Origin of the sequence: Micromonospora sp. DT231, assembly GCF_049847025.1 — a bacterium.
Classification (GTDB): Bacteria; Actinomycetota; Actinomycetes; order Mycobacteriales; family Micromonosporaceae; genus Micromonospora.
Map to the genome: position 1 here is coordinate 329,071 of NZ_JBNCNO010000006.1, position 21,243 is coordinate 350,313.

Consider the following 21,243-nt stretch of genomic DNA (forward strand, 5'->3'; position numbering starts at 1 on the left):
ATCAGACCCCCGCAGCTGCCAGCTCGGCGGCCCGCTCGGCCGCACCGTCCATGGTGTCCACCCGCTGCACGAGCGGGTTGTTCGCGCCGTCCAGGATCGCCCGGCCGGCCTCGGCGTTGTTGCCGTCGAGACGGACGACGAGCGGCTTGGTGACCTGCTCGCCGCGCTGCTCCAGCAGGGCCAGCGCCTGGATGATGCCGTTGGCGACCTCGTCGCAGGCGGTGATGCCGCCGAAGACGTTGACGAAGACGCTCTTCACGGCCGGGTCGGAGAGCACGATCTCCAGCCCGTTCGCCATCACCGCGGCGCTCGCGCCGCCGCCGATGTCGAGGAAGTTCGCCGGCTTGACGTTGCCGTGCCGCTCACCGGCGTACGCGACGACGTCGAGGGTCGACATGACCAGACCCGCGCCGTTGCCGATGATGCCGACCTCGCCGTCGAGCTTGACGTAGTTGAGGTCCTTGGCCTTGGCGGCCTGCTCCAGCGGGTCCACGGCGGCCTGGTCGACAAGCGCCTCGTGGTCCGGGTGCCGGAACGCGGCGTTCTCGTCCAGGCTGATCTTGGCGTCGAGCAGCAGCATCCGGCCGTCGCCGTTCTTGGCCAGCGGGTTGACCTCGACAAGTGTGGCGTCCTCGGCGACGAACGCCTGCCACAGGCCGACGGCGATCTCGACCACCTGGTCGGCGACCTCGGCCGGGAAGCCGGCTGCGGTCACGATCTCGCGGGCCTTGGCCTCGTCCACGCCCTTGACGGCGTCGATCGGGGCCTTCACCACCTTGTCGGGGGTGTCGGCGGCGACCTGCTCGATGTCCATGCCGCCGGCCACGCTGGCGATGCAGAGGAAGGTGCGGTTCGCCCGGTCGAGCAGGTACGAGAAGTAGTACTCCTCGGCCACGTCCGCGGTCACCGTGATCATGACCTTGTGGACGGTGTGGCCCTTGATGTCCATGCCGAGGATGTCGGTGGCGCGGGCCACCGTCTCCTCGGCGCCCTCGGCCAGCTTGACGCCGCCGGCCTTACCTCGGCCGCCGACCTTCACCTGCGCCTTGACGACCACGCGACCGCCGAGGCGGTCGGCGATCGCACGGGCCTCTTCGGGGGTAGTGGCGACGCCGCCGGCCAACACGGGCAAGCCGTGCCGCTCGAACAGGTCCCGCCCCTGGTACTCGTACAGGTCCACGATTGCGCGTCCCGTCCCGTCTCCGCGGCGCGCCGTCGCGCCGCCACCAGCGTTCGAAAAACAGTTTGACGCCTGTCATCAGTTGAAACAGGCCATTGGCCGCAGCCTAGCGAGGTCGGCACCGCCGGCAACCGAGCGGGTGCGTGGTGTGCGGTAATGCACAACCGGACATCGGGAGCAGCCCGTTTCCGGCCACGACTCCGGCCGCATCCACCGTCCGGGCGATGTTGCCCTGGTGGCGTAACCCGGCCGTGGGGGCGTCGTTGAGTCAGATGTCGGAGCGCTTCACAGCGCGATGACGGGAGACGGCCGATGCCCTGTCGGTCGAGGGGTGGCGGCGGGGCATCGTGCATAGAGGGGCCGGACGTGTGAGGGGTGCGTCCGGCCCCTCCCCCGTGCCCAAATCCGGTCGCCGAGCAAATCCGGTCGCCGAGCAACCGTCGCGACGAGCCTCAGGAAACCGGCTGCGCGACGTTCTGTCGGACCCACTCGACGATTGCCTGAGTGGTGGCGCCCGGCGTGAAGATCTTTGCGACGCCCAGCTTCTCCAACTCGGGAATGTCGCCGTTCGGAATGATGCCGCCACCGAACACGACGATGTCGCGGGCATCCCGCTCACCGAGCAGTTCCAGCACCCGCCGGAAGAGCGTCATGTGCGCGCCGGAGAGAACGGACAGGCCGACCGCGTCGGCGTCCTCCTGGATGGCGGTCTCCACGATCTGCTCGGGGGTCTGGTGCAGGCCGGTGTAGACGACCTCCATCCCGGCGTCCCGCAGGGCGCGCGCGACGACCTTCGCTCCCCGGTCGTGGCCGTCCAGACCGGGCTTGGCGACGACGACCCGAATACGAGAGCTCATCAGCGCACACCTTTCACCGGCTTCACGGCCTTCACCTTAACGAACGGTAACCCGGCGGACCCGGCCCGGGAAATCCGGGCTCCGCGCCCCGGCCACCGCCCGCTCCGACCACGGCCTGCCGGGAGCAGCGCACCGAGGCGATCCACACCCGTCCCGGCGCGGGCCGCCCGGCCCGCAGTCAAGCCGGACGACTCCGCCGGACCGGTCACGCTCGGCGACGAACGGGCAGCAACGGGGGCACCGTTCGGCGTCGCGATGCATGACAATCATGGACGCAAACGGACAGATCGACACGCCAATTTTCCGCTCTAGCTTGTGACTCGCCTGGTGGTTGGCTAACGTGTCCACGGTTGTCATCAGGTCCATGGACGGGTGACGACGCGGTCAGCGGACGTTCACCGGAGCTTCACGAACGCCCACCGGCCGCTTCGGAACCCCGACAACGGAGGGTGTGCGTGCGCCAGCGCCTGTCGTCTGAGCCCGATCGATATCGCGGTCGTCGCCGCGTACCCACCCCACCGCGTAGCCGTTACGCCGCTGTCGTCACCACCGCCTTCGTCGGGGCCGGCATCGTCGCGCTCGGCGCGAGCGCGCTGCCGGACGCCAAGGACGTCAGCCCGAAGGTGCTCGACGAGCTCAAGCAGGCGTCGGTCACCAGCCAGGACGTTGCGGCCCGTGCGGACAACGCCGACCGCGCCTCGCGGGACAGCCGCAGCAAGGACAGCGCCGAGCCCGAGGTGTGGCTGCTGCCGCTCCAGGGCTACGACTTCAACTCCCCCTACGGGATGCGCTGGGGCAAGATGCACACCGGCGTGGACCTGGTCGCCGGCGAGGGCACGCCCTATGTGGCGATCCACGACGGCCTGGTCACCAAGGCCGGCTGGTTCGGCGGGTACGGCAACGCCGTGATCGTTCAGCACGCCGACGGCAGCGAGGCCATCTACGGCCACTCCTCCGCGGTGAGCGTCAAGGAAGGCCAGCAGATCAAGGCGGGCGACCAGCTCGGCCTGGTCGGCCAGACCGGTCACGCCTACGGCACCCACCTGCACCTCGAGATCCATGTCAAGGGCAAGCCGATCGACCCGGTGCCGTTCCTGCAGGACCGCGGAGTGGACATCAAGCTGCAAGTCGAGGCAATTTACAGCGAGGTAGCCGGCTCCTGACGCTGCGTACCGACCGTTGACCGCCCGGATCTGTCGATCCGGGCGGTTTTTCGTGGGCACCTGTCTGCCAGGTCACAGTCGAGATTGTGAGCGGCGACACCGTACCGCATGATCACTTTTCCGGTCGTAGCGCCGCAGAGTGGGTCATATCCGGGCAGGTGAGCCGCTCTCCCTGGCCCTGCCACCCGGTCCCCATCCCGCCCCCCGCTCGGCGCGATACCAGTATTTCGAGGTCAAGTGCCCCTCGACCGTGAAGGTTCGCCGTGCAGGAAGACAGCCCCGTCCAGAACGAGAACACCCCCGACACCGCCCCGACCGAGCAGCCACGGCACTCCCGTCGACGCAACCGGCTCATCGTGCTCGGCGCCGCCGCGCTGCTCGCCCTCGGCCTCGGCGGCGTCATCGTCGCCACCACCGGTAACGACCACCCGGCACCCGCCGCCGTCTCCCTCGACGCGCAGTCCCGCAACGAGGCCGCCAGCCGGGCCGACCGCTCCGTTCGCGAGTCGAGCACGCCGGCCACCCCCTCGGTCAGCCCCACGCCGAGCCCGTCGGCGACAAGCGCCAGCCCGACGCCCACGAAGACGGCCGCCGCGAAGGCCAAGCCCACGCCGAAGAAGACCTCGAAGCCCACACCCGCCTGGGTCGACCCGATGCCGGGCGCCGCGGTCACCTCCTGCTACGGGCAGCGCTGGGGAACCCTGCACGCCGGCATCGACCTGGCGCTGCCCTCCGGTACGCCGATCCGCGCCGCCGCCGCCGGCACCGTGACCCAGGCCGGTGACGCCGCCGACGGGTACGGCAACTCGGTCTTCATCGACCACGGCAAGGGGTACCTGACCCACTACGCCCACCAGAGCCGCATCGCGGTCACCGTGGGGCAGGCGGTCAAGGCCGGCCAGGTCATCGGCTACGAGGGCGCCACCGGCGACGCCACCGGCCCGCACCTGCACTTCGAGGTGCACCAGGGCATGTGGAACCAGATCGACCCGGCCCCGTTCATGCGGGCGCGCGGCGTGGATCTGGGCTGCTGAGGCAGAGATCCATCGGTCAGCTCGTGCCGCTGTTGGCGGCCGCGCGCTCGGCTGCCTCGTAACGCCGCGCCACCTGGTGGAAGGCTTCCTTCGGCTCCCACCGTGTCGGGTCCTCGGCGGGTACGCGCACCACGCCGAAGCCCGCCATGTCCAGGTCGTGACGCGGGTCGGCGTGGTGCGGGAAGTCCGGCATGGCAAAGGTGTAGACGAAGCAACCGTGCACGCCGTGTGCGGCGTAGAGGTCGATGAGTTCGGCCAGATACGCGGCCTGGGTCGGCTCGTCGCGGACGTGTCCGTCCCTGACCCGGGGTGGTTGGGTGAACCAGTTCACGATCCGGAACGAGCCGGGCCCGCGGCGCTCGGCCCCGAGGTGGGCGCCGCACCCGAACTCGGTGATGACCACCGGCTTGTCCGCCTCCCGCAGCAGGGCGCGCAGCCGTTGCTGGTAGGCGGCCGGGTCGGGGCCGAGACGGTAGAGGTTGACGCCGACGAGGTCGAAGCCGGACCAGTCGACCTTCTCCCAGAAGCCCGCGGCGTAGCTGACCGGCCCGTGGAACGCGGCGCGGGCGACGGGCAGGGCGGCGCCGAGCAGGGCGTTGAGCTTGCGGGTGATCCGGCGGTCGAAGAAGCGGCGCCACCGCACCAGCACCTGTAGCCGGATGAAGACACGCGGTCCCGGGAGCATCCCCGGGGAGGTGAGGGAGAACTCGCTGCCGAGCAACAGCGTGACCCGGCCCGGGTACTGGACGCGCAGTTGCTCGGCCGCCGCGGCCGTCGCCGCGAGGTGGGCCAGGATCTCGCGGTGCGGGCGGTCGGCGACATACGGCCGGACGTAGACATCGAGCCCGACTTCCAGGGCGCACCGCGCGGCTTCCATCTGCGTCCGGGTATCGGTGTCGATCACCATCACGGTCGTGCAGTGCAGGTCGTCGCGGATGGCGCGCATGTCCCGACGCACCGCCTCGCCGGAGGTATGGCCGGCGACGTAGGAGATACCTCTGATGTCCAGGCTCATGCTCCTCACTATCCGGGGCCGGGTGCGGTGCCGGCCACGGCCGAGGACCGGAAATAGACCTTGGTTAACGTCTCTATACCTTCGGCGCTGCCGCCCGCGGCAGGGTGCGGCAACGCCGTACGCGTTCCACCTTCCCGGCGTGCTCCGGGCGATGGTCTGGTCGCCGAGGCCGCGACCGGCGACCGGCCCGTCGTTCAGGTGTGCGCCTGGGCGCGCGCCGCGCGGCGTTGCGTCGGCGCGGCCAGGCACCAGGTCAGCACCATGGCCGGCGCGATGTGCAGAACGGCGCCGAGCCAGTCCGCGGCACCGAAGGTACCGCCGAGGATCAGGGTGACGATGATTGCCGCCGGCACCACGTGCATCACGATGTTCGGCAGCAGGAACTGTCGCATTGTCGCGTCCTGACCCCTACTGATGATCCAGTTCATCATCCCGACGACCACCAGATCGGTGCCGAGCGCCCGTGCCACGAGCAGCGATCGAGCATCCGGGTGGTCAGCAAGGCCGGTCCCGGGCGCGATGAGCCACACCGCACCCAGGACCACGATGTCGAGCACCGCGACAGCCTTCAGAACGAGCGACAGCTTCACGGGACTTCTCCTCACCCTCTAAACGGGATGCACATCCCGTTTTGGTGAAAGATACGGGACGCGCATCCCGTTTGTCCAACCACACTGGACACCGCCATGAGCGCGACCCCCAGGGCGGCCACAAGGATGGCGACAGTGATGCGGCCGGCGTGGCCGAGCGGCTCGGTGAGGTACGCGCCGAGCAGCACCCCCGCCGCGACCAGGACGGTCACACCGGCGCGCCGAACCGGCGCGTTGGAGTCCGGCAACCGGGCGGATCGCAGCAGTCGCGCCAACTGCCAGGCCACCGGCCCGGCCAGGCCCAGCGTCGCCGCTCCGAACCCCTCGAACACCACGTCGTCGGGCACCGCGAAATTCAACCCACCGAACACGTTCCGCAACCTGTCGTCAGACATCCCCCCGGCGTGGAACGCCAGCTTGAGAGCATGGTTGAACCCGCCCTCAACGAGGCCAGCCAGGCCGACGAACGCCACGGCGACCACGATCGCACCGGCGGAGAGCGCCAGACGGCTGCCGGTGCGGGCATGTCGGGCGAGCAGCGCCAGCGCCAGCACCAGCAGCAGCCCCAGCGGCAGGAGGCCGACGAGCCTGACCGGGGTGCCGTACCGGGCCGCGCCGTAGGCGTGCTCGACGACGAACGCCACGTACAGCGCGATCAACCACCGACCCAGGTCACGTCGCGCACGCGGATGTTCGGACAATGCGCCCACCACCTATAATCGGAACCGCCATCCCGCTTGACCATACGGGATGGCCATCCCGTTTAGGAGTCCGAGATCGCCGAGCAACGCAAGCCGCGCGCCGATGGCGTACGCAACCGGGCGAAGGTCTTGCGCGCTGCGATCGACGCGTTCGCCACGGATGGGCCGACGGTGCCGATCCACGAGATCGCCCGCCGCGCCGGTGTCGGCACCGGCACCGTCAGTCGACACTTCCCGACCAAGGAATCGCTCTACGAGGCGATCGTGCAGAGCGTGGCCAAACGCCTGGTCAGCCGGGCGACCGAGCTGCGGGCCACTCGCGAGGCGGGCCCGGCTCTGTTCGAATTCCTCGCTAGCATGGCAGCCGAGGGCGCGACGAACCGCGCACTGGCCGATGCGCTCTCGGGCACCGGGTTCGACATCGCCGCCGCGGCGGCGAAGGGCGAACACGACCTCAATCATGTCCTGACCGAACTGCTCAGCGCCGCTCAGCGCGCAGGCGCGGTGCGTCCCGACGTCGACGCCGCCGACCTGAAGGCATTCCTGGTCGGTTGCGCGGTCCGGGAACGCGACGCCGCCGCCCCGGCGGCCCGAGACCGCATGCTCACGATCGTCCGGGACGGCCTGAGCACCGTGCGGCGGCCATGATCTCCAGGCGTGCCGGGGTCAGAGTTTGTCGACCGGGGCGTGCCGGAGCACCAGCCACATCGTCTGGTCGCCGAAGTCGATCTGCGCCCGGGCACCCGGGCCGTGCCCCTCGACGGCGAGCACCCGCCCCAGCCCGTACCGCTGGTGGTTGACCCGGTCGCCGGCCGACACCTTCGGCCCCTGCGGCAGCTCGCTGGCCGTGGTCAGCCGGCTGGCGTCCACGCCGAGCCGCTGCGCCAACTGCGCGGCCTTCGGCGTGCCCCCGGTGAAGGTGCCACGCACGCCGGGCGCGCGGTCCGCACGACCGCCGACGCCGCCGCCCCCGCCGGCCCACGAGGTGTACGACCCCTCGGTGCGCTCCCAGTGCACCAGCTCGGTCGGCAACTCCTCCAGGAACCGCGACGGCGGGTTGTAGGACGGCTGCCCCCAGGCCGAGCGGGTCACCGCGCGGGAGAGGTAGAGCCGCTGTCGGGCGCGGGTGATCCCGACGTACGCCAGCCGGCGCTCCTCCTCCAACTCGCGGGTGTCGCCGAGCGAGCGCAGGTGCGGGAAGACGCCGTCCTCCAGCCCGGTCAGGAAGACCACAGGGAATTCCAGTCCCTTGGCGGTGTGCAACGTCATCAGGGTGACCACGCCCTGGTGGTCGGGATCGTCGGAGGGGATCTGGTCGGCGTCGGCGACGAGCGCCACCTGCTCCAGGAAGCCGGCCAGGGTGGCCCGCTCCCCCTCCTCGCCCAGCGCCTCGATCCGCTCGGTGTACTCCCGGGCGACGCTCACCAGCTCCTGGAGGTTGTCCACCCGGCCGGCGTCCTGCGGGTCCAGGCTCTCCTCCAGCTCGGTGAGGTAGCCCGAGCGGGTCAGCAGCGCCTCCAGCACCTCCTCCGGGGTGCCGGTCTCGGACAGCTCCCGGGCGCCGTCGAGCAGCGCCACGAAGTCGGCGATGCCATTGGCCGCCCGGCTGGAGATGCCCGGCGCCTCCCGGGCCCTGCGCAACGCCGCGCCGAACGAGATCCGGTCCCGGCTGGAGAGCGCCTCGACACACGCCTCGGCGCGGTCGCCGATGCCCCGGCGGGGGGTGTTGAGGACCCGCCGCAGGCTCACCGTGTCGTCGTCGTTGACCACCGAACGCAGGTACGCCAGAGCGTCACGGACCTCCTTGCGCTCGTAGAAGCGCACCCCGCCGACCACCTTGTAGGGCAGGCCGACGCGGATGAACACCTCTTCGAACACGCGGGACTGGGCGTTTGTGCGGTAGAAGACAGCGACGTCGCCGGGTCGGGTCTCGTCGGCGTCGACCAGCCGGTCGATCTCCCGGGCCACCCAGTCGGCCTCGGCGTGCTCGGTGTCGGCCACGTAGCCGACGATCCGCTCGCCGGCGCCGGCCTCGCTCCACAGCCGCTTGGGCTTGCGGGAGGTGTTGCGGTCGATCACCGCGTTGGCCGCGTTGAGGATGGTCTGGGTGGAGCGGTAGTTCTGCTCCAGCAGGATCGTCCGGGCGTTTGTGAAGTCCCGTTCGAACTCCAGGATGTTGCGGATCGTCGCGCCCCGGAACGCGTAGATCGACTGGTCGGCGTCACCCACCACGCACAGCTCCGCGGGCTCCAGCCCGTCGGTGCCGGACACCAGCTCCTTGATCAGCACGTACTGGGCGTGGTTGGTGTCCTGGTATTCGTCCACCAGCACGTGCCGGAACCGCCGACGGTAGCTCTCCGCGACGTGGGGGTGGGACTGGAGCAGGTGCACCGTGGTCATGATCAGGTCGTCGAAGTCCAGCGCGTGCGCCTCACGCAGCCGCCGCTGGTAGAGCGTGTACGCCTCGGCCAACGCCCGCTCGTTGGGCCCGGTGGCCCGCGCCGCGAACTGCTCCGGGTCGACAAGCTCGTTCTTGAGGTTGGAGACCTGGGCGGCCAGCCCGCGCGCCGGGTAGCGCTTCGGGTCGAGATCGAGCTCGCGGGTGACGAGCTGCATCAGCCGGCGGGAGTCGTCCGCGTCGTAGATCGAGAACGTCGACTTGAGGCCGGCGTGCTCGTGCTCGGCGCGCAGGATCCGGACGCACGCGGAGTGGAACGTCGACACCCACATCAGGCGGGCCCGGGGGCCCACCAGCGCGGCGACGCGCTCCTTCATCTCACCGGCCGCCTTGTTGGTGAAGGTGATCGCGATGATCTCCCCGGGATGGACGTCCCGTGCGGCGAGCAGGTAGGCGATCCGGTGCGTGAGCACCCGGGTCTTGCCGGATCCGGCGCCGGCGACGATCAGCAGCGGCGAGCCGGCGTGGCTGACGGCGTCGCCCTGTGGCCCGTTGAGCCCGGCGAGGAGCTGCTGCGGATCGAGGCGCACGGGGGCCGGCCCGGGTCGGTGCGGGCGGGCCGGCGCGGACTCCGGCGCAGGCGGGGACGCGGGAATGTCGAAGAGAGGATGCATCGCCCGACAAGTCTATGCCGCCGGTCGGACACTCTCCCGCCCGCTGCGCCGAGGCGCGAGGATGGGCCGCTTGATGCTTGCGCAGCCGGTGCCGACGTGGGCATACTCGTCAACGTGATCGCTGCGCGCTACCACTTTTACTATGGCACCGGGAGTCCGGCTGCCGTAGGTCGCGCCTGATCGATTCAGACCTGCAAAAAGCCCCGGGCTCCTGGAGTCCGGGGCTTTTTCCGTCCCGGGTTCCGGGCACCGGGCACCACAGTGCGAGAGGTACCCGATGATGACAGACGTGATGGAGCAGAGCGGCGGCCCGACCCGGCCCGAGGCGGAGCGGCCGGTGCCGAACGAGACCGAGGCGACGCCGGCAGCGGTCGACAACGCCGGGCCGGTCGAGGCACGGACCGGCACCGAGGAACCCACCGCCTCGGCACGGATCGTGCAGATCAGGGAACGGATCGACGAGATCGACAACGCGATGATCGCGCTCTGGCAGGAGCGCGCCGCGTTGTCCCAGGAGGTCGGCGCGACCCGGATGGCGTCCGGCGGAACGCGCCTGGTGCTCGCTCGGGAGCGCAAGATCCTGGAGCGGTTCCGGGTCGCGCTCGGCACCGACGGCACCCAGTTGGCCCTGCTGCTGCTCCGCGCGGGCCGCGGTCCGCTCTGAGCCGGGTGGCGGGCGGTCAGCCCGAGCCGGCCCGGAAGCGGCCCGGCCGGGTCACCGACAGACGAAACCGCCTGCCGTCGTCGTGGTGACGTCGGCAGGCGGTTTCGGGTGGCTCAGGCCTCGTGGGTGGCGACGATCTCGCGCCGCTCCGCGAAGTGGCAGGCGCTCGGGTGGTCCGAGTCCCGCCGGATCTCCAGCAGTGGGACCTGCTCGGCGCAGATGTCCTGCGCCTTCCAGCAGCGGGTCCGGAACCGGCAGCCCGAGGGCGGGCTGATCGGCGACGGCACGTCACCCGTGAGCCGGATGATCGTCTTGTTGTTGCGCTGCGTCGGGTCCGGCACCGGCACCGCCGACAGCAGAGCCTGGGTGTACGGGTGGGTCGGCCGCTCGTAGATCTCGTCCTCGGTGCCGATCTCGACGACCTTGCCGAGGTACATCACCGCGACCCGGTCCGAGAGGTGGCGGACCACCGACAGGTCGTGCGCGATGAAGACGTACGAGAGCCCGAACTCGCCCTGGAGCTTTTCCAGCAGGTTCATGACCTGGGCCTGGATGGAGACGTCAAGGGCCGACACCGGCTCGTCGCAGACGATGATCTCGGGCCGCAGGGCGAGCGCGCGGGCGATGCCGATGCGCTGACGCTGACCGCCGGAGAACTGGTGCGGGTACCTGTTGATGTGCTCCGGGTTGAGCCCGACCAGGTCCAGCAACTCCCGGACCTTGGCCCGACGGCTGCCCTTCGGCGCCACCTCCGGGTGGATCTCGAACGGCTCACCGAGCAGGTCGCCGACGGTCATCCGGGGGTTGAGCGAGGTGTACGGGTCCTGCATGACCAGCTGGATCTGCCGACGGAGGCGTCGCAGCGCCCCACCGGACAGCTTGGAGGTGTCCTGGCCCTTGTAGATCACGCTGCCGGCGGTCGGCTTCTCCAGGTTCATCAGCACCCGGGCGAGGGTCGACTTGCCGCAGCCGGACTCGCCGACCACGCCGAGCGTCTCACCGGCGCGCAGACCGAACGAGACGCCGTCCACCGCCTTGACCTGACCGACCGTCTTCTTGAACACCACACCCTGCGTGACGGGGTAGTGCTTGACCAGTTCACGGACCTCGAGGATGTTCTCAGACACGGTTCACCAGCTCCTCGGCGAAGTGGCAGGCGCTGGCCCGGGCGGGACCCACCTGCAGCAGCGGCGGGATCTTCTCCCGGCACACCGGCTGAACCATGGGGCAGCGGGGGTTGAACGGGCAGCCCGGCGGGATGTTCATCAGGTTCGGCGGGAGGCCCTTGATCGTCCGGAGCTGCTGCCCCTTCTCGTCCAGGCGCGGGATCGAGTCGATCAGGCCCAAGGTGTACGGGTGCGCCGGCTTGGCGTACAGGTCGTACACGTCGGCCTGCTCGACGATCCGGCCCGCGTACATGACCGCGATCCGGTCCGCGACGTCGGCGACCACGCCGAGGTCGTGGGTGATCAGGATCATGCCCATCTGCCGCTCACGCTGGAGCTCGGCGAGCAGGTCCATGATCTGGGCCTGCACGGTCACGTCGAGCGCGGTGGTCGGCTCGTCCGCGATCAGCACCTCCGGGTCGAGCGCCAGCGACATCGCGATCATCGCGCGCTGCCGCATACCGCCGGAGAACTGGTGTGGGTAGTTGTTGAACCGGCCCTTGGCGTTCGGGATCTTGACCTGGTCGAGCATGTCGATCGCGCGCTTCTTGGCCTCGGCGCGACCCATGCCCCGCCGGACCCGGAACTGCTCGGCGATCTGGAACCCGACCGTGAACACCGGGTTCAGCGCGGAGAGCGCGTCCTGGAAGATCATCGCGATGCCCTCGCCGCGGATGCGACGGCGCTCCTCGTCGGACATGCGGAGCATGTCCTTGCCGTGGAAGCGGACCTGCCCGCCGGTGACGAAGCCGGGAGGCGTGTCGAGGATGCCCATGATGGTCTGCGCGGTGACGCTCTTGCCGGAGCCGGACTCGCCGAGCACGGCGAGGGTCTCCCCCGCGTCGACGTGGTAGGTGACCCCGTTGATGACCTTTGCGACGCCGTCCCGGGTGCGGAACTCCACCCGCAGGTCGTCGACCTCGAGCAGCCGGCCGGAGGGACGTCCGGACCCGCCGGATCCCGGCGCGGACTGCTCGGACACGAGAATGTCGGACACTGGATCTCCCCTAGCGGAGTTTCGGATCGAGGGCCTCGCGGACCGCCTCGCCGAGCATCACGAAGCTCAGCACTGCGGTGACGAGGAACGCGGCGGGGAAGAAGACAAGCCCCGGTGCGACCCGGATGAAATCCTTACCCTCGCTGATCATGATGCCCCAGGACACCACCGGCGACTTCAGGCCGACACCCAGGAACGACAGGGTGGCCTCGGCGCCGATGAACGAGCCGACCATGATCGTGCCGTAGACCAGCAGCGGAGCCAGGCAGTTCGGCAGCAGGTGCTTGAGGATGATCCGACCGGTGCCGGCACCCAGCGCGCGGGCCGCCACGATGTAGTCGGCCTCCCTGGTGGCGAGCACCGAGGATCGCATCAGGCGCATCACGACCGGCCAGCTCAGCACGATCAGTGAAGCGATCACCAAGCCCATGATCTCGGCCTTGCTGTTGTTGGTGCCCGAGCCGTTGAACGTGGTCAGGATGACGATCGCACCCAGCACGAACGGCACGCCGAAGAACACGTCGCCGATCCGGCTGAGCAACCCGTCCACCCAGCCGCCGCGGTAGCCCGCGATGACGCCCATGAAGCCACCGACCAGCAGGGTGCCGACCACGGAGAGGACGGCGACGATGATGGAGGCCCGCGCACCGTAGATGACCCGGGCGTAGACGTCGCGGCCCTGCAGGTCGTACCCGAACCAGGCATCTCCGCTGGACTTGCCGAGGCTGCGGGACAGCGCGCCGGTCTCCGGGTCGCCGCCCGGAGCGAACAGCCCCGGGACGATCGCCATCAACAGGAAGATCACGATGAACGTCGCCGAGATCCAGAACAGCGGCTTGCGACGCAGGTCCCGCCAGGCGTCACCGAGCAGACCACGTGGCTTCTCGTTGCCCTGCCCCGTGGCGGGGGCTACCGGGTCGGTCGGCTGTGCGGACGGGGTGCTGACAATCGATGCGGTACTCGGGTCACTCATAACGGATCCTCGGGTCCAGTGCGGCGTAGAGCAGGTCAACCAGCAGGTTCATCACGAGATAGACGACCACCAGGACGACCACGATCCCGACCACGGTGGCGCTCTCCTTGGTGATGATCGCGCGGTAGACCTCGCGGCCGATGCCGTTGATCTGGAAGATGCCCTCGGTGATGATCGCGCCGCCCATCAGGGCGCCGAGGTCGGTGCCGAGCAGGGTGACCACCGGGATGAGCGAGTTGCGCAGCAGGTGCACGCCCACGACCCGCCGCATGGGCAGGCCCTTGGCGATGGCGGTGCGCACGTAGTCGGCCCGGCGGTTCTCCGCGATGCTCGTCCGTGCCACCCGGGCGATGTACGCCACCGACGCGCTACCGAGCACGAAGCCCGGCACGATCAGCTCGGACCACCGCATCTCGGAGGAGACGGTCGGCTTGGTGATGCCCCACTGCACGCCCAGCAGCCACTGCAGCACGAAGCCGACCACGAACACCGGCAGCGCGAGCAGGAAGAGGGTGGAGACCAGGACAAGGTTGTCCAGGAAGCCGTTGCGGCGCAGACCGGTCAGCACGCCGGCGCCGAGACCGATGACGGCCTCGATGGCGAGCGCGACCAGGGCCAGCTTCAGCGTGTTGGGGTACGCCGTGGCGATGATGCCGCCGATGTCGCGCTGCGAGAACGTCTGACCGAAGTCGCCCTGGAGCAGGTTCTTCATGTAGTTGGCGTACTGCACGAAGACGTTCTGATCGAGGTGGTACTTCTCGGTCATGAAGGCGATGTACTGGTCCGGGCAGCGGCGCTCGCCGCACTTGCCGGCGAAGGGGTCGCCCGGCACGGCCCAGACGAGCCAGTAGATCAGGAACGTCGAACCGATGAAGACCGGCACGAGTTGGAGCAGCCGTCTCAACAGATAACGGCCCATGGGGTGGTCCTCCAGACAGGGGGCGCGTCGGACGGCCGACACGGTGGTGACAACGTGCGAGTGAAGTGTTGTAACACCCAATCGCGGAACGGCCCCGGGTCGGGCTCACCGGATGTGGCGAGCCCGACCCGGGGTCAGACCGTACGGATCAGAGCTCGACCGAGGTGATGTCGAGTTCGCCGACGTTGTTCAGCTCGAGCTTCTTGATCTTCTCCGAGTGGCCGGACTGCTGGCCGTAGAAGTAGATCGGGATGCTCGGGACGTCCTGGTCGATCTTCTCGACGGCCTTGGTGAACGCCTCGTGCGAGGCCTCCAGGCTCGGCGCGGAGCTGGCCTGCTTGGCCAGGGCGTCGACCTCGGAGCTGGTGTACAGGCCGTCGTTCGAGGAGCCGCCCGTGACGTACAGCGGGTTGATCCAGTTCTCGACGTCCGGGTAGTCCTGCTGCCAGGCAGCGCGGTACGGGCCCTTCATGGCGTGGGCGTTGACGTTCTGGCGGAAGACCGCGAAGGTCGGCACGCCCTCGGCCCGAGCGTTGATGCCCAGGTTGGTCTTGACCTGCTGCGCAACGGCGTCCATCCAGTCCTTGTGGCTGGAGTCCGAGTTGTAGTAGAAGACCATCTCACCGGAGAAGCCACCGGCCTCGGTCAGCAGCGTCTTGGCCGTGGCCGGGTCGAACTTGCAGGCGGTGCAGTTGCCCGGCTTGGCGCCCGGGGTCAGCGGGTTCGCCCAGCTGTCGGCCGGCTTACGGGTGCCGAAGAAGATCTTGTCCGAGATTTCCTGCCGGTTGATCGCGAGCGACACGGCACGACGCAGCTTCGGGTTCTGGAAGCGCTTGTCGTAGATCGGGAACGCGATGAGCGCGGTCGTCGGCGTGACGGTGTTCCGGCCCCGCTCACCGAGGTCGGCCTTCCACTTGTCACCGGCGAGCGCCGAGGTGGGCAGCGACTCCAGGAAGTCGAGGTTGTTGGCCAGCACGTCGGCGTAGGCGGCCGTCTCGTCCTGGTACAGCTTGACGTCGACGTCCTTGAGCTTCATCTTGTCGCGCAGGTTGTAGTCGTCGAAGCGCGTCAGCTTGATGAGGACGTTGTCGGTCCACGACACGAACTTGACCGGGCCGTTGCCGATCGGGTTCTTGCCGAACTCCTCGGGCTTCTTGGTGAAGAAGACGTCCGGCAGCGGCATGAAGGCGCTGTAGCCGAGCTTGGTCGGGAAGACCGCGGTCGGCGCCGACAGGGTGACCTCGAAGGTCTGCTCGTCGATGACCTTCAGGCCGGACAGCGTCTTGGCGGTCGGCGCCGGGGCCTTCTTCGGGCCGTCCGCGCCATCCGGGTCGCTGGTGTAGGTCTGGTCGAAACCCTGGATGTCAGAGAAGAAGCTGCCGTTCTGGGCGCCGTTCGGCGAGTAGGCGGCCCAGTTCCAGGCGTCAACGAAGTTCTTCGACTTCACCTCGGTGCTGTCGTGGAACTTGGTGCCCTTCTTGATCTTGATCGTGAAGACCTTGGAGTCCGTGGTGGTGATGGACTCCGCAAGCGCGTTACGCGGGGCCCCACCGTCGTTCGGGTACTCGACCAGGCCGGTCCACAGCCAGTCGATGACCTTGCCGCCACCGGTCTCTGTGGTGTTCGACGGGACCAGCGGGTTCTCCGGCTGGACACCGTGGATGACAATCGCGCCGTCGCCGCTGGCGGCGGTCTCGCCGCCACCACCGCTCGAGCAACCGCTCGCGACTAGCGCGGCAGCCGCGCTGAGCGCGATCGCGCTCGTCGCCCGCTTCGAGACTCTCATTCCGAGGGGCCTCCTCTTTCTAACCAGGTTCCGTCGTGGGTTTCACGCACGTTTGGGGGTGACACCGCCCGACCACCCCGGGGCGCGGGTCGCCGGGACCACAGGGAAGTTGGGGACACCCCTGATGTTCCGATCCGCCGGGCTCCCCGCCAACGAGGCGCGACACGACGCAGGAGGCACGGCCACGAACCGCCGCGAGGGGCGGGGACATGGTCATGGGCCGTACGGAGTGCCACACACCGATGGTGAGGTGCTGCCACTGTGACACCAACTGGCCTCTTCCGTGAAGGTGCCGTTATCAAGCCGTTAGTTGCCCGCCACGTTGCCGATACTTGAAAAATGATCATAAAACGGTCGGCACAGGCAGCACTGAGCAGGAAATACGTTGCGCCGCCCGCGAACGTGGTCCTGGCCCGCACTCAGGCCTGGGGCGCACCTCTGCCCGTTAGGACGTCTGTCACCGCATGCATTTCGACCCGTCCGGACAGGTCGGTTACGGCTGCACGGGCACGATCACCAACTGGGTGGACGAGGGCGCGGAGATCGTTCGTCTGATCCACCGCCACGGCCGGCGCGGCTGTCACACCAGCCGGCGATCCGCCGCCCAGCGGGAGAGTTCGTAGCGGTTGGACATCTGCAGCTTGCGGAGCACGTTCGACACGTGCGTCTCCACCGTCTTGATGGAGATGAACAGCTCCTTGGCGATCTCCTTGTACGCGTACCCCCGGGCCAACAGCCGCAGCACCTCCCGCTCACGGTTGGTGAGCTGGTCCAGCTCGGGATCGGCCACCGGGGCATCCGGTCGGGCCGCGAAGGCATCCAGCACGAACCCGGCCAGCCGTGGGCTGAACACCGCGTCCCCGTCCGCCACCCGGCGGATCGCCGCGGCCAGCTCGTCCGGGGAGATGGTCTTGGTCACGTACCCCCGCGCACCGGCACGGATCAACCCGATCACGTCCTCCGCCGCGTCGGAGACGCTCAGCGCCAGGAACTTGACCTGCGGGTGGGTGCGTCGCATCGCCTCCAGCACCGCGCGCCCGCCGCCGTCGGGCATGTGGACGTCGAGCAGCACCACGTCCGGCGCGACAGCCGCGATCCGGGTGACCGCCTCGGTCACGGTGCTCGCCTCGCCCACCACCTCGACGTGGGCGCCCAGCTCCGCGCGTACCCCGGCCCGGAACATGGCGTGGTCGTCCACCAGGAACACCCGGAGCCGCTCGGGGCGGGCATCCGCCGGGTCGAGGTGCTCGGTCGACTGCTCGGCCATGGTCATCTGTTCCTCTCCGCTGCGGACGAGTCCCGGGAGATCGGCAGTATCAACCGGACCTCGGTCCCCTCCCCCGGGCCGGACCGGATCTCGGCCCGTCCGCCGTGCCGCTTCATCCGCCCGATGATCGAGCCGCTCACGCCGTGCCGGTGGTCCTCCACCGTATCCGGATCGAAGCCCTTGCCCCGGTCCCGGATGAAGACGCTGACCTGATCGGGCTCCACCTCGGCGTAGAGCGACACGGTCTGCACGCCGGCGTGCCGGGCCGCGTTCACAAGCGCCTCCCGCGCGGCCGCGACAAGCGCCCCGACCTTCTCGTCGGTCTCCCGGTCCCCCACCACGACCGCCTCCACCGTGATCGCATAGGTGTCCTCGACCTCGGCGGCGGCCTGCTCCAGCGCGGCGGCGAAACGCTCGCTCGGCGACGCGGTCGGCTTGTACAGCCAGTTGCGCAGGGAACGCTCCTGCCCTCTGGCCAGCCGCTGGACCATCTTGACGTCGCTGGCGTTGCGCTGGATCAGGGCCAACGTGTGCAGCACCTGATCGTGCACCATGGCGGCCAACTCGGCCCGCTCCTGTTCGCGGATGCGCCCCTCGCGCTCCGAGCGGAGCTGGCTGTACGTCCGCCAGAGCACGGGCGCGGCGACCACGCCGACCCCCGCCAGCCCGACCAGCGCGAAGATCACACCGTTGATCACGGCGTCGAAGTTCTGCGCCGGCGAGTAGACCGCCGCGACGCCGATGATGCCGACCGCGACGAGCACTCCCCCGCCGATGAACCGGAGCACGAACGCCCGCCGGTCACTCTCCTCGACGACCGCGCCGAGCCAGGGCACCGGCATCGCGTTGCCCCACTGCCGGCGCCGTTCGGGCGCCGACTGGTGCCAGATGACCCCGGCGCCGACCGCGATGATGGCCACCAGCCAACCGGCGGTGCCGGCCGCCCCGACCGAGTCGAAGACCATCACCTGGATCAACAGGACACCGAGCCCGATCCCCACGAACGGCAGGAGCTGGGCGACGTCGCGCCGGGGCGGCACGGCGGTGTCGCCGGGCCGCAGCGGCACCACCGCCCAGAAGGCCGCGTAGAGCAGCAGGCCGAGCCCACTCAGGCCGAGCAGCACCATGAACGCGACACGCACCCGCAGCACCGAGATGCCGAGATGGTCGGCGATACCGGCGGCGACGCCGGCGGCCATCCGGTGCTCGGGGGCGCGGTAGAGGCGCGGGGGCGGAATCACGGTGCTGATCGCGGGCTCCCTGGTCACGGTGACGGATCTGGTGGAGGTCGGTGATCTGATCGTCACACGCTGCGGCGTCGACGACCACGGGGACGCCCCCGACATTCCGGCCGCCGGATCTCAGGGTGGGGTCAGGGTCGGGTCCTGAGGTCGCTCGGGCTCACCTGGCAGCAGGATCGAGGCATGACCGAGGAAGCTGCCCCGCCACCCCGACCCGGGTCGGCGGAGCCGGGTGGTTCAGCACCGCCCCCACCAGCCACGACGCCCACCGAATGGACCGCGCCCCGCACGTTCGGTCCGCCCACCGGTTACGGCCCGGAGACCGGCGGCACCCCCGCCGATCCGGGCGGCGGCTACCCGCCGCCCACCGCCGGCCACGGGCCGGAGTTCGCGGCCGGCACCGGCTACGGGGCCGCGGGCATGCCACCCGGACCGGGCGGGCCGGGTCCGTCCGCGCCGCCACCGCCGTTCGCCGGCACCGGGTTCACCTCGCGGTACGGGTTGGTCCGACCACGCGAGGGGCGGTACCTGGCCGGGGTCTGCGCGGCGATCGGGCGAGCCACGAACACCGACCCGGTGCTCTGGCGGGTGCTGCTCGCGGTGCTCGGGTTCTTCGGTGGCATCGGCATCCTGGTGTACGTCGCCGCCTGGTTGATCATTCCGAACGAGGGCGACACCGCATCCCCGGTCGAGTCCATGCTCGGCCGCGGCCGCTCCAGCATGTCGCCGGTCACCGTCATCATCCTGGGCATCCTCGTCGCGGCCAGCTTCGGCTACATCGTCACCGACGCCTTCCGCGCGGTGCTGCTCGGCGCGGCCATCCTGGTGGCCGGCGCGCTGCTGCTCAACCGGGACAGCCGCACCCCACAGCCGGGCACCCCGGCCGGGCCGGCACCGTCCGGCAATCCGCCCGGCCCGGTCCCACCGGTGACCTGGCCCGCGCCGTCGTACGGCGGGGCGCCGCCAACCGGCCCACCGGCGACGGCACCCATGGCCGGCGGCGCTCCGGCGTACGCCACCGCCACCGCGGGGGGACCGCCCGCCGCCACCACGGGGTACGACCTGCCGCCGGTCGGCGTTGCGCAGTCGACCGCCACGGCGCAGCCGGTCTCCGGGACGGGCCCGGTGTCCGGGACGGGCCCGGTGTCCGGGCAACCGGCCGACCCGACGACCGTCGGAGCGGGCTGGCCGGCGCCCGCCACGGGCTGGCCGGGCACCAACCCGCCCACGGTCGAGTGGCCGTCGGCGCCGGTGACCGCCGCACCCGCCGGTCCGTCCGGCTATCCGACCGCCGCCCCGGTGTCCGGATACCGCCCCCCGTTCGCGCCGCACGGCCCGTACGCCTCGCCGGCCCCGACCACGTCCCGCCCCGCGAAGCCACCGAAGCCGCCGAAGCGCCCCAAGGAGCGTTCGCCGCTCGGCGCGGTGACCTTCTCCCTGATCTTCCTGGTCCTCGGTGTGGTCGCCCTGCTCGACCTGCTCGACGTCTTCGCCATCAGCGCCTCGGCGTACTTCGCGGCCGCGCTGGCCACGATCGGGCTGGGGCTGCTGGTCGGCACCTGGTTCGGGCGGGCCCGCTGGCTCATCGCGCTCGGTCTGGTGACCGCGGCGGCGCTGGGTACGGGGACGGTCGCCGAGTCCTACGACCGGATCCGCGGGGTCGACGGCGCGGTGACCTGGGCACCGACGGACTACCGCGATCTGGCCGACCGGTACGAGAACAGCTTCGGTGACGCCGTGCTCGACCTGCGGGGGATCGACTTCGCGAAACGGGACAGCCAGGTGACGGTTGCGATCAACTTCGGCAAGGCGACAGTGGTCGTCCCGCCGAACGTGGACGTCACCACTGTGGCCGACGTCAACGCCGGCGACGCCACCATCTTCGGCAACCGTTCCGGCGGGCTGGACGGTCGCCTACAGGAGACCACCGACCTCGGTGTCGACGGTGCCGGCGGCGGCAAGCTGCGCCTGTACATCCATGTCAACGCTGGCAACCTGGAGGTGACCCGGTGAAGGCTCACCGCACGGATCTGGTGTCGTTCGCCTTCGGGCTCGTGTTCCTGGCGCTGTCGGCCTGGTGGTTGCTCGCCCAACTGCTCGGGTTCGCGCTGCCGGCGGTCGGATGGTTCCTGGCCAGTGCCCTCATCCTGATCGGCGTCTTCGGGCTGGTCGGCGCACTGCGCTCCGGCCGCTCGGCGCAGCCCGAGCAGACCGCCGAGGTCGCTGCCACAGTCGCCGCCGCGCCCGTCTCCGGCGCGTCCGCTCCGGTTTCCGGCGTGCCGACCTCCGGTGTGGCACTGCCGGTCTGGGAGGCCGACCGCTCCACCTGGGACGCTCCCCCACCGGAGGCGACCACCACCGAGGTACGAGCACCGGAGGCGCCGCCCACCGACGTGATCCACCCGGCCTGGCTGGCTCACCCGCCGGCGGAGCCGCAGACCGCCCCGATCCCCGGCCAGCCCGACGAGCCGACCCTCCCGATCGTCGGCCGAGTGCCGGACGGGGATGAGCCGACCCGGCACGACCAGCCGGCCGAGGCGGTCGGCGACCAGCCAGGTGAGGCGGTCGGCGACCAGCCGGGGGACGAGCGGAAGGACCGACGGGGAGAGGCCTGACCT

18 protein-coding genes and 1 pseudogene are annotated in these 21,243 nt (G+C 70.0%); 6 read left to right on the forward strand and 13 right to left on the reverse strand.

The window, feature by feature from the left end; genetic code table 11:
- Position 1: 1 nt before the first annotated feature.
- A complete protein-coding gene (sucC, locus tag ACPXBU_RS18505) occupies positions 2–1,180 on the reverse strand; it encodes an ADP-forming succinate--CoA ligase subunit beta (RefSeq protein WP_393372339.1) in 1,179 nt (392 codons plus the stop codon).
- Between the two features lie 452 nt (positions 1,181–1,632).
- The gene (locus ACPXBU_RS18510) at positions 1,633–2,037 is read right to left on the reverse strand and encodes a cobalamin B12-binding domain-containing protein (RefSeq protein WP_030491849.1); all 405 of its coding nucleotides are present in this window, start codon (positions 2,035–2,037) and stop codon (positions 1,633–1,635) included.
- Between the two features lie 455 nt (positions 2,038–2,492).
- Here ACPXBU_RS18510 and ACPXBU_RS18515 point away from each other — a divergent pair, with 455 nt between their 5' ends.
- Together ACPXBU_RS18515 and ACPXBU_RS18520 are read left to right on the forward strand one after the other, a co-directional pair.
- Complete coding sequence (locus ACPXBU_RS18515) at positions 2,493–3,200, forward strand: M23 family metallopeptidase (protein ID WP_425758960.1); 708 nt, start codon at positions 2,493–2,495, stop codon at positions 3,198–3,200.
- Positions 3,201–3,463: 263 nt separating this feature from the next.
- The gene (locus ACPXBU_RS18520; protein WP_425758961.1) at positions 3,464–4,234 is read left to right on the forward strand and encodes a M23 family metallopeptidase; all 771 of its coding nucleotides are present in this window, start codon (positions 3,464–3,466) and stop codon (positions 4,232–4,234) included.
- A 16-nt stretch (positions 4,235–4,250) separates the two neighbouring features.
- Here the strand turns inward: ACPXBU_RS18520 and ACPXBU_RS18525 are convergent, their stop codons facing one another.
- The 3 genes from ACPXBU_RS18525 to ACPXBU_RS18535 all read right to left on the reverse strand — a co-directional run bounded on the left by ACPXBU_RS18525 (position 4,251) and on the right by ACPXBU_RS18535 (position 6,540).
- Positions 4,251–5,249 carry a hypothetical protein gene (locus ACPXBU_RS18525; RefSeq protein ID WP_425758962.1) on the reverse strand — a complete coding sequence of 333 codons (999 nt, stop codon included), beginning with the start codon at positions 5,247–5,249 and terminating at the stop codon, positions 4,251–4,253.
- A 194-nt stretch (positions 5,250–5,443) separates the two neighbouring features.
- Positions 5,444–5,839 carry a hypothetical protein gene (locus ACPXBU_RS18530; RefSeq protein ID WP_425758963.1) on the reverse strand — a complete coding sequence of 132 codons (396 nt, stop codon included), beginning with the start codon at positions 5,837–5,839 and terminating at the stop codon, positions 5,444–5,446.
- A gap of 11 nt (positions 5,840–5,850) precedes the next feature.
- On the reverse strand, positions 5,851–6,540 hold the full coding sequence (locus tag ACPXBU_RS18535; RefSeq protein WP_425758964.1) for a hypothetical protein: 690 nt from the start codon (positions 6,538–6,540) through the stop codon (positions 5,851–5,853).
- A 129-nt stretch (positions 6,541–6,669) separates the two neighbouring features.
- On the opposite strand from ACPXBU_RS18535, the gene ACPXBU_RS18540 reads away from it, so the two are divergent.
- The gene (locus ACPXBU_RS18540) at positions 6,670–7,188 is read left to right on the forward strand and encodes a TetR/AcrR family transcriptional regulator (protein ID WP_393372355.1); all 519 of its coding nucleotides are present in this window, start codon (positions 6,670–6,672) and stop codon (positions 7,186–7,188) included.
- Between the two features lie 18 nt (positions 7,189–7,206).
- Here ACPXBU_RS18540 and pcrA read toward each other — a convergent pair whose 3' ends face one another.
- The gene (gene pcrA, locus ACPXBU_RS18545; RefSeq protein WP_393372357.1) at positions 7,207–9,612 is read right to left on the reverse strand and encodes a DNA helicase PcrA; all 2,406 of its coding nucleotides are present in this window, start codon (positions 9,610–9,612) and stop codon (positions 7,207–7,209) included.
- A gap of 277 nt (positions 9,613–9,889) precedes the next feature.
- Here pcrA and ACPXBU_RS18550 point away from each other — a divergent pair, with 277 nt between their 5' ends.
- A complete protein-coding gene (locus ACPXBU_RS18550) occupies positions 9,890–10,276 on the forward strand; it encodes a chorismate mutase (RefSeq protein WP_393372360.1) in 387 nt (128 codons plus the stop codon).
- Positions 10,277–10,389: 113 nt separating this feature from the next.
- On the opposite strand, the gene ACPXBU_RS18555 is transcribed toward ACPXBU_RS18550, so the two are convergent.
- From ACPXBU_RS18555 to ACPXBU_RS18585, 7 genes are all read right to left on the reverse strand, one after another.
- Positions 10,390–11,403 carry an ABC transporter ATP-binding protein gene (locus tag ACPXBU_RS18555; RefSeq protein WP_425758965.1) on the reverse strand — a complete coding sequence of 338 codons (1,014 nt, stop codon included), beginning with the start codon at positions 11,401–11,403 and terminating at the stop codon, positions 10,390–10,392.
- A complete protein-coding gene (locus ACPXBU_RS18560) occupies positions 11,396–12,424 on the reverse strand; it encodes an ABC transporter ATP-binding protein (protein WP_393372445.1) in 1,029 nt (342 codons plus the stop codon). The genes ACPXBU_RS18555 and ACPXBU_RS18560 overlap by 8 nt, the downstream gene beginning before the upstream one ends.
- A gap of 25 nt (positions 12,425–12,449) precedes the next feature.
- Entirely contained in the window at positions 12,450–13,412 is a 963-nt protein-coding gene (locus ACPXBU_RS18565; RefSeq protein ID WP_393372365.1) for an ABC transporter permease, read from the reverse strand.
- On the reverse strand, positions 13,405–14,331 hold the full coding sequence (locus tag ACPXBU_RS18570; protein ID WP_393372368.1) for an ABC transporter permease: 927 nt from the start codon (positions 14,329–14,331) through the stop codon (positions 13,405–13,407). The genes ACPXBU_RS18565 and ACPXBU_RS18570 overlap by 8 nt, the downstream gene beginning before the upstream one ends.
- A 148-nt stretch (positions 14,332–14,479) precedes the next feature.
- Positions 14,480–16,117: a peptide ABC transporter substrate-binding protein gene (locus tag ACPXBU_RS18575; protein ID WP_393372370.1), complete on the reverse strand. Its 1,638-nt coding sequence runs from the start codon at positions 16,115–16,117 to the stop codon at positions 14,480–14,482.
- A gap of 580 nt (positions 16,118–16,697) precedes the next feature.
- Positions 16,698–17,384, reverse strand: coding sequence for a response regulator (locus ACPXBU_RS18580; RefSeq protein WP_393372448.1), 687 nt, complete (start codon positions 17,382–17,384; stop codon positions 16,698–16,700).
- 2 nt (positions 17,385–17,386) lie between these two features.
- Positions 17,387–18,652 carry a PspC domain-containing protein gene (locus ACPXBU_RS18585; RefSeq protein WP_393372373.1) on the reverse strand — a complete coding sequence of 422 codons (1,266 nt, stop codon included), beginning with the start codon at positions 18,650–18,652 and terminating at the stop codon, positions 17,387–17,389.
- A 156-nt stretch (positions 18,653–18,808) separates the two neighbouring features.
- On the opposite strand from ACPXBU_RS18585, the gene ACPXBU_RS18590 reads away from it, so the two are divergent.
- Entirely contained in the window at positions 18,809–20,638 is a 1,830-nt protein-coding gene (locus ACPXBU_RS18590; protein WP_425758966.1) for a PspC domain-containing protein, read from the forward strand.
- Positions 20,635–20,880, forward strand: a pseudogene (locus ACPXBU_RS18595) (hypothetical protein); the annotation flags it as partial. The gene ACPXBU_RS18590 and the pseudogene ACPXBU_RS18595, both read left to right, overlap by 4 nt.
- Between the last annotated feature and the right edge of the window lie 363 nt (positions 20,881–21,243).

Bases quoted from the DNA above. Each gene is read 5' to 3' on its own strand.
- pcrA (WP_393372357.1), bottom strand. From the start codon at position 9,612: ATGCATCCTCTCTTCGACATTCCCGCGTCCCCGCCTGCGCCGGAGTCC.
- ACPXBU_RS18570 (WP_393372368.1), bottom strand. From the start codon at position 14,331: ATGGGCCGTTATCTGTTGAGACGGCTGCTCCAACTCGTGCCGGTCTTC.
- ACPXBU_RS18510 (WP_030491849.1), bottom strand. From the start codon at position 2,037: ATGAGCTCTCGTATTCGGGTCGTCGTCGCCAAGCCCGGTCTGGACGGC.
- ACPXBU_RS18525 (WP_425758962.1), bottom strand. From the start codon at position 5,249: ATGAGCCTGGACATCAGAGGTATCTCCTACGTCGCCGGCCATACCTCC.
- ACPXBU_RS18550 (WP_393372360.1), top strand. From the start codon at position 9,890: ATGATGACAGACGTGATGGAGCAGAGCGGCGGCCCGACCCGGCCCGAG.
- ACPXBU_RS18565 (WP_393372365.1), bottom strand. From the start codon at position 13,412: ATGAGTGACCCGAGTACCGCATCGATTGTCAGCACCCCGTCCGCACAG.
- ACPXBU_RS18575 (WP_393372370.1), bottom strand. From the start codon at position 16,117: ATGAGAGTCTCGAAGCGGGCGACGAGCGCGATCGCGCTCAGCGCGGCT.
- ACPXBU_RS18580 (WP_393372448.1), bottom strand. From the start codon at position 17,384: ATGGCCGAGCAGTCGACCGAGCACCTCGACCCGGCGGATGCCCGCCCC.
- ACPXBU_RS18590 (WP_425758966.1), top strand. From the start codon at position 18,809: ATGACCGAGGAAGCTGCCCCGCCACCCCGACCCGGGTCGGCGGAGCCG.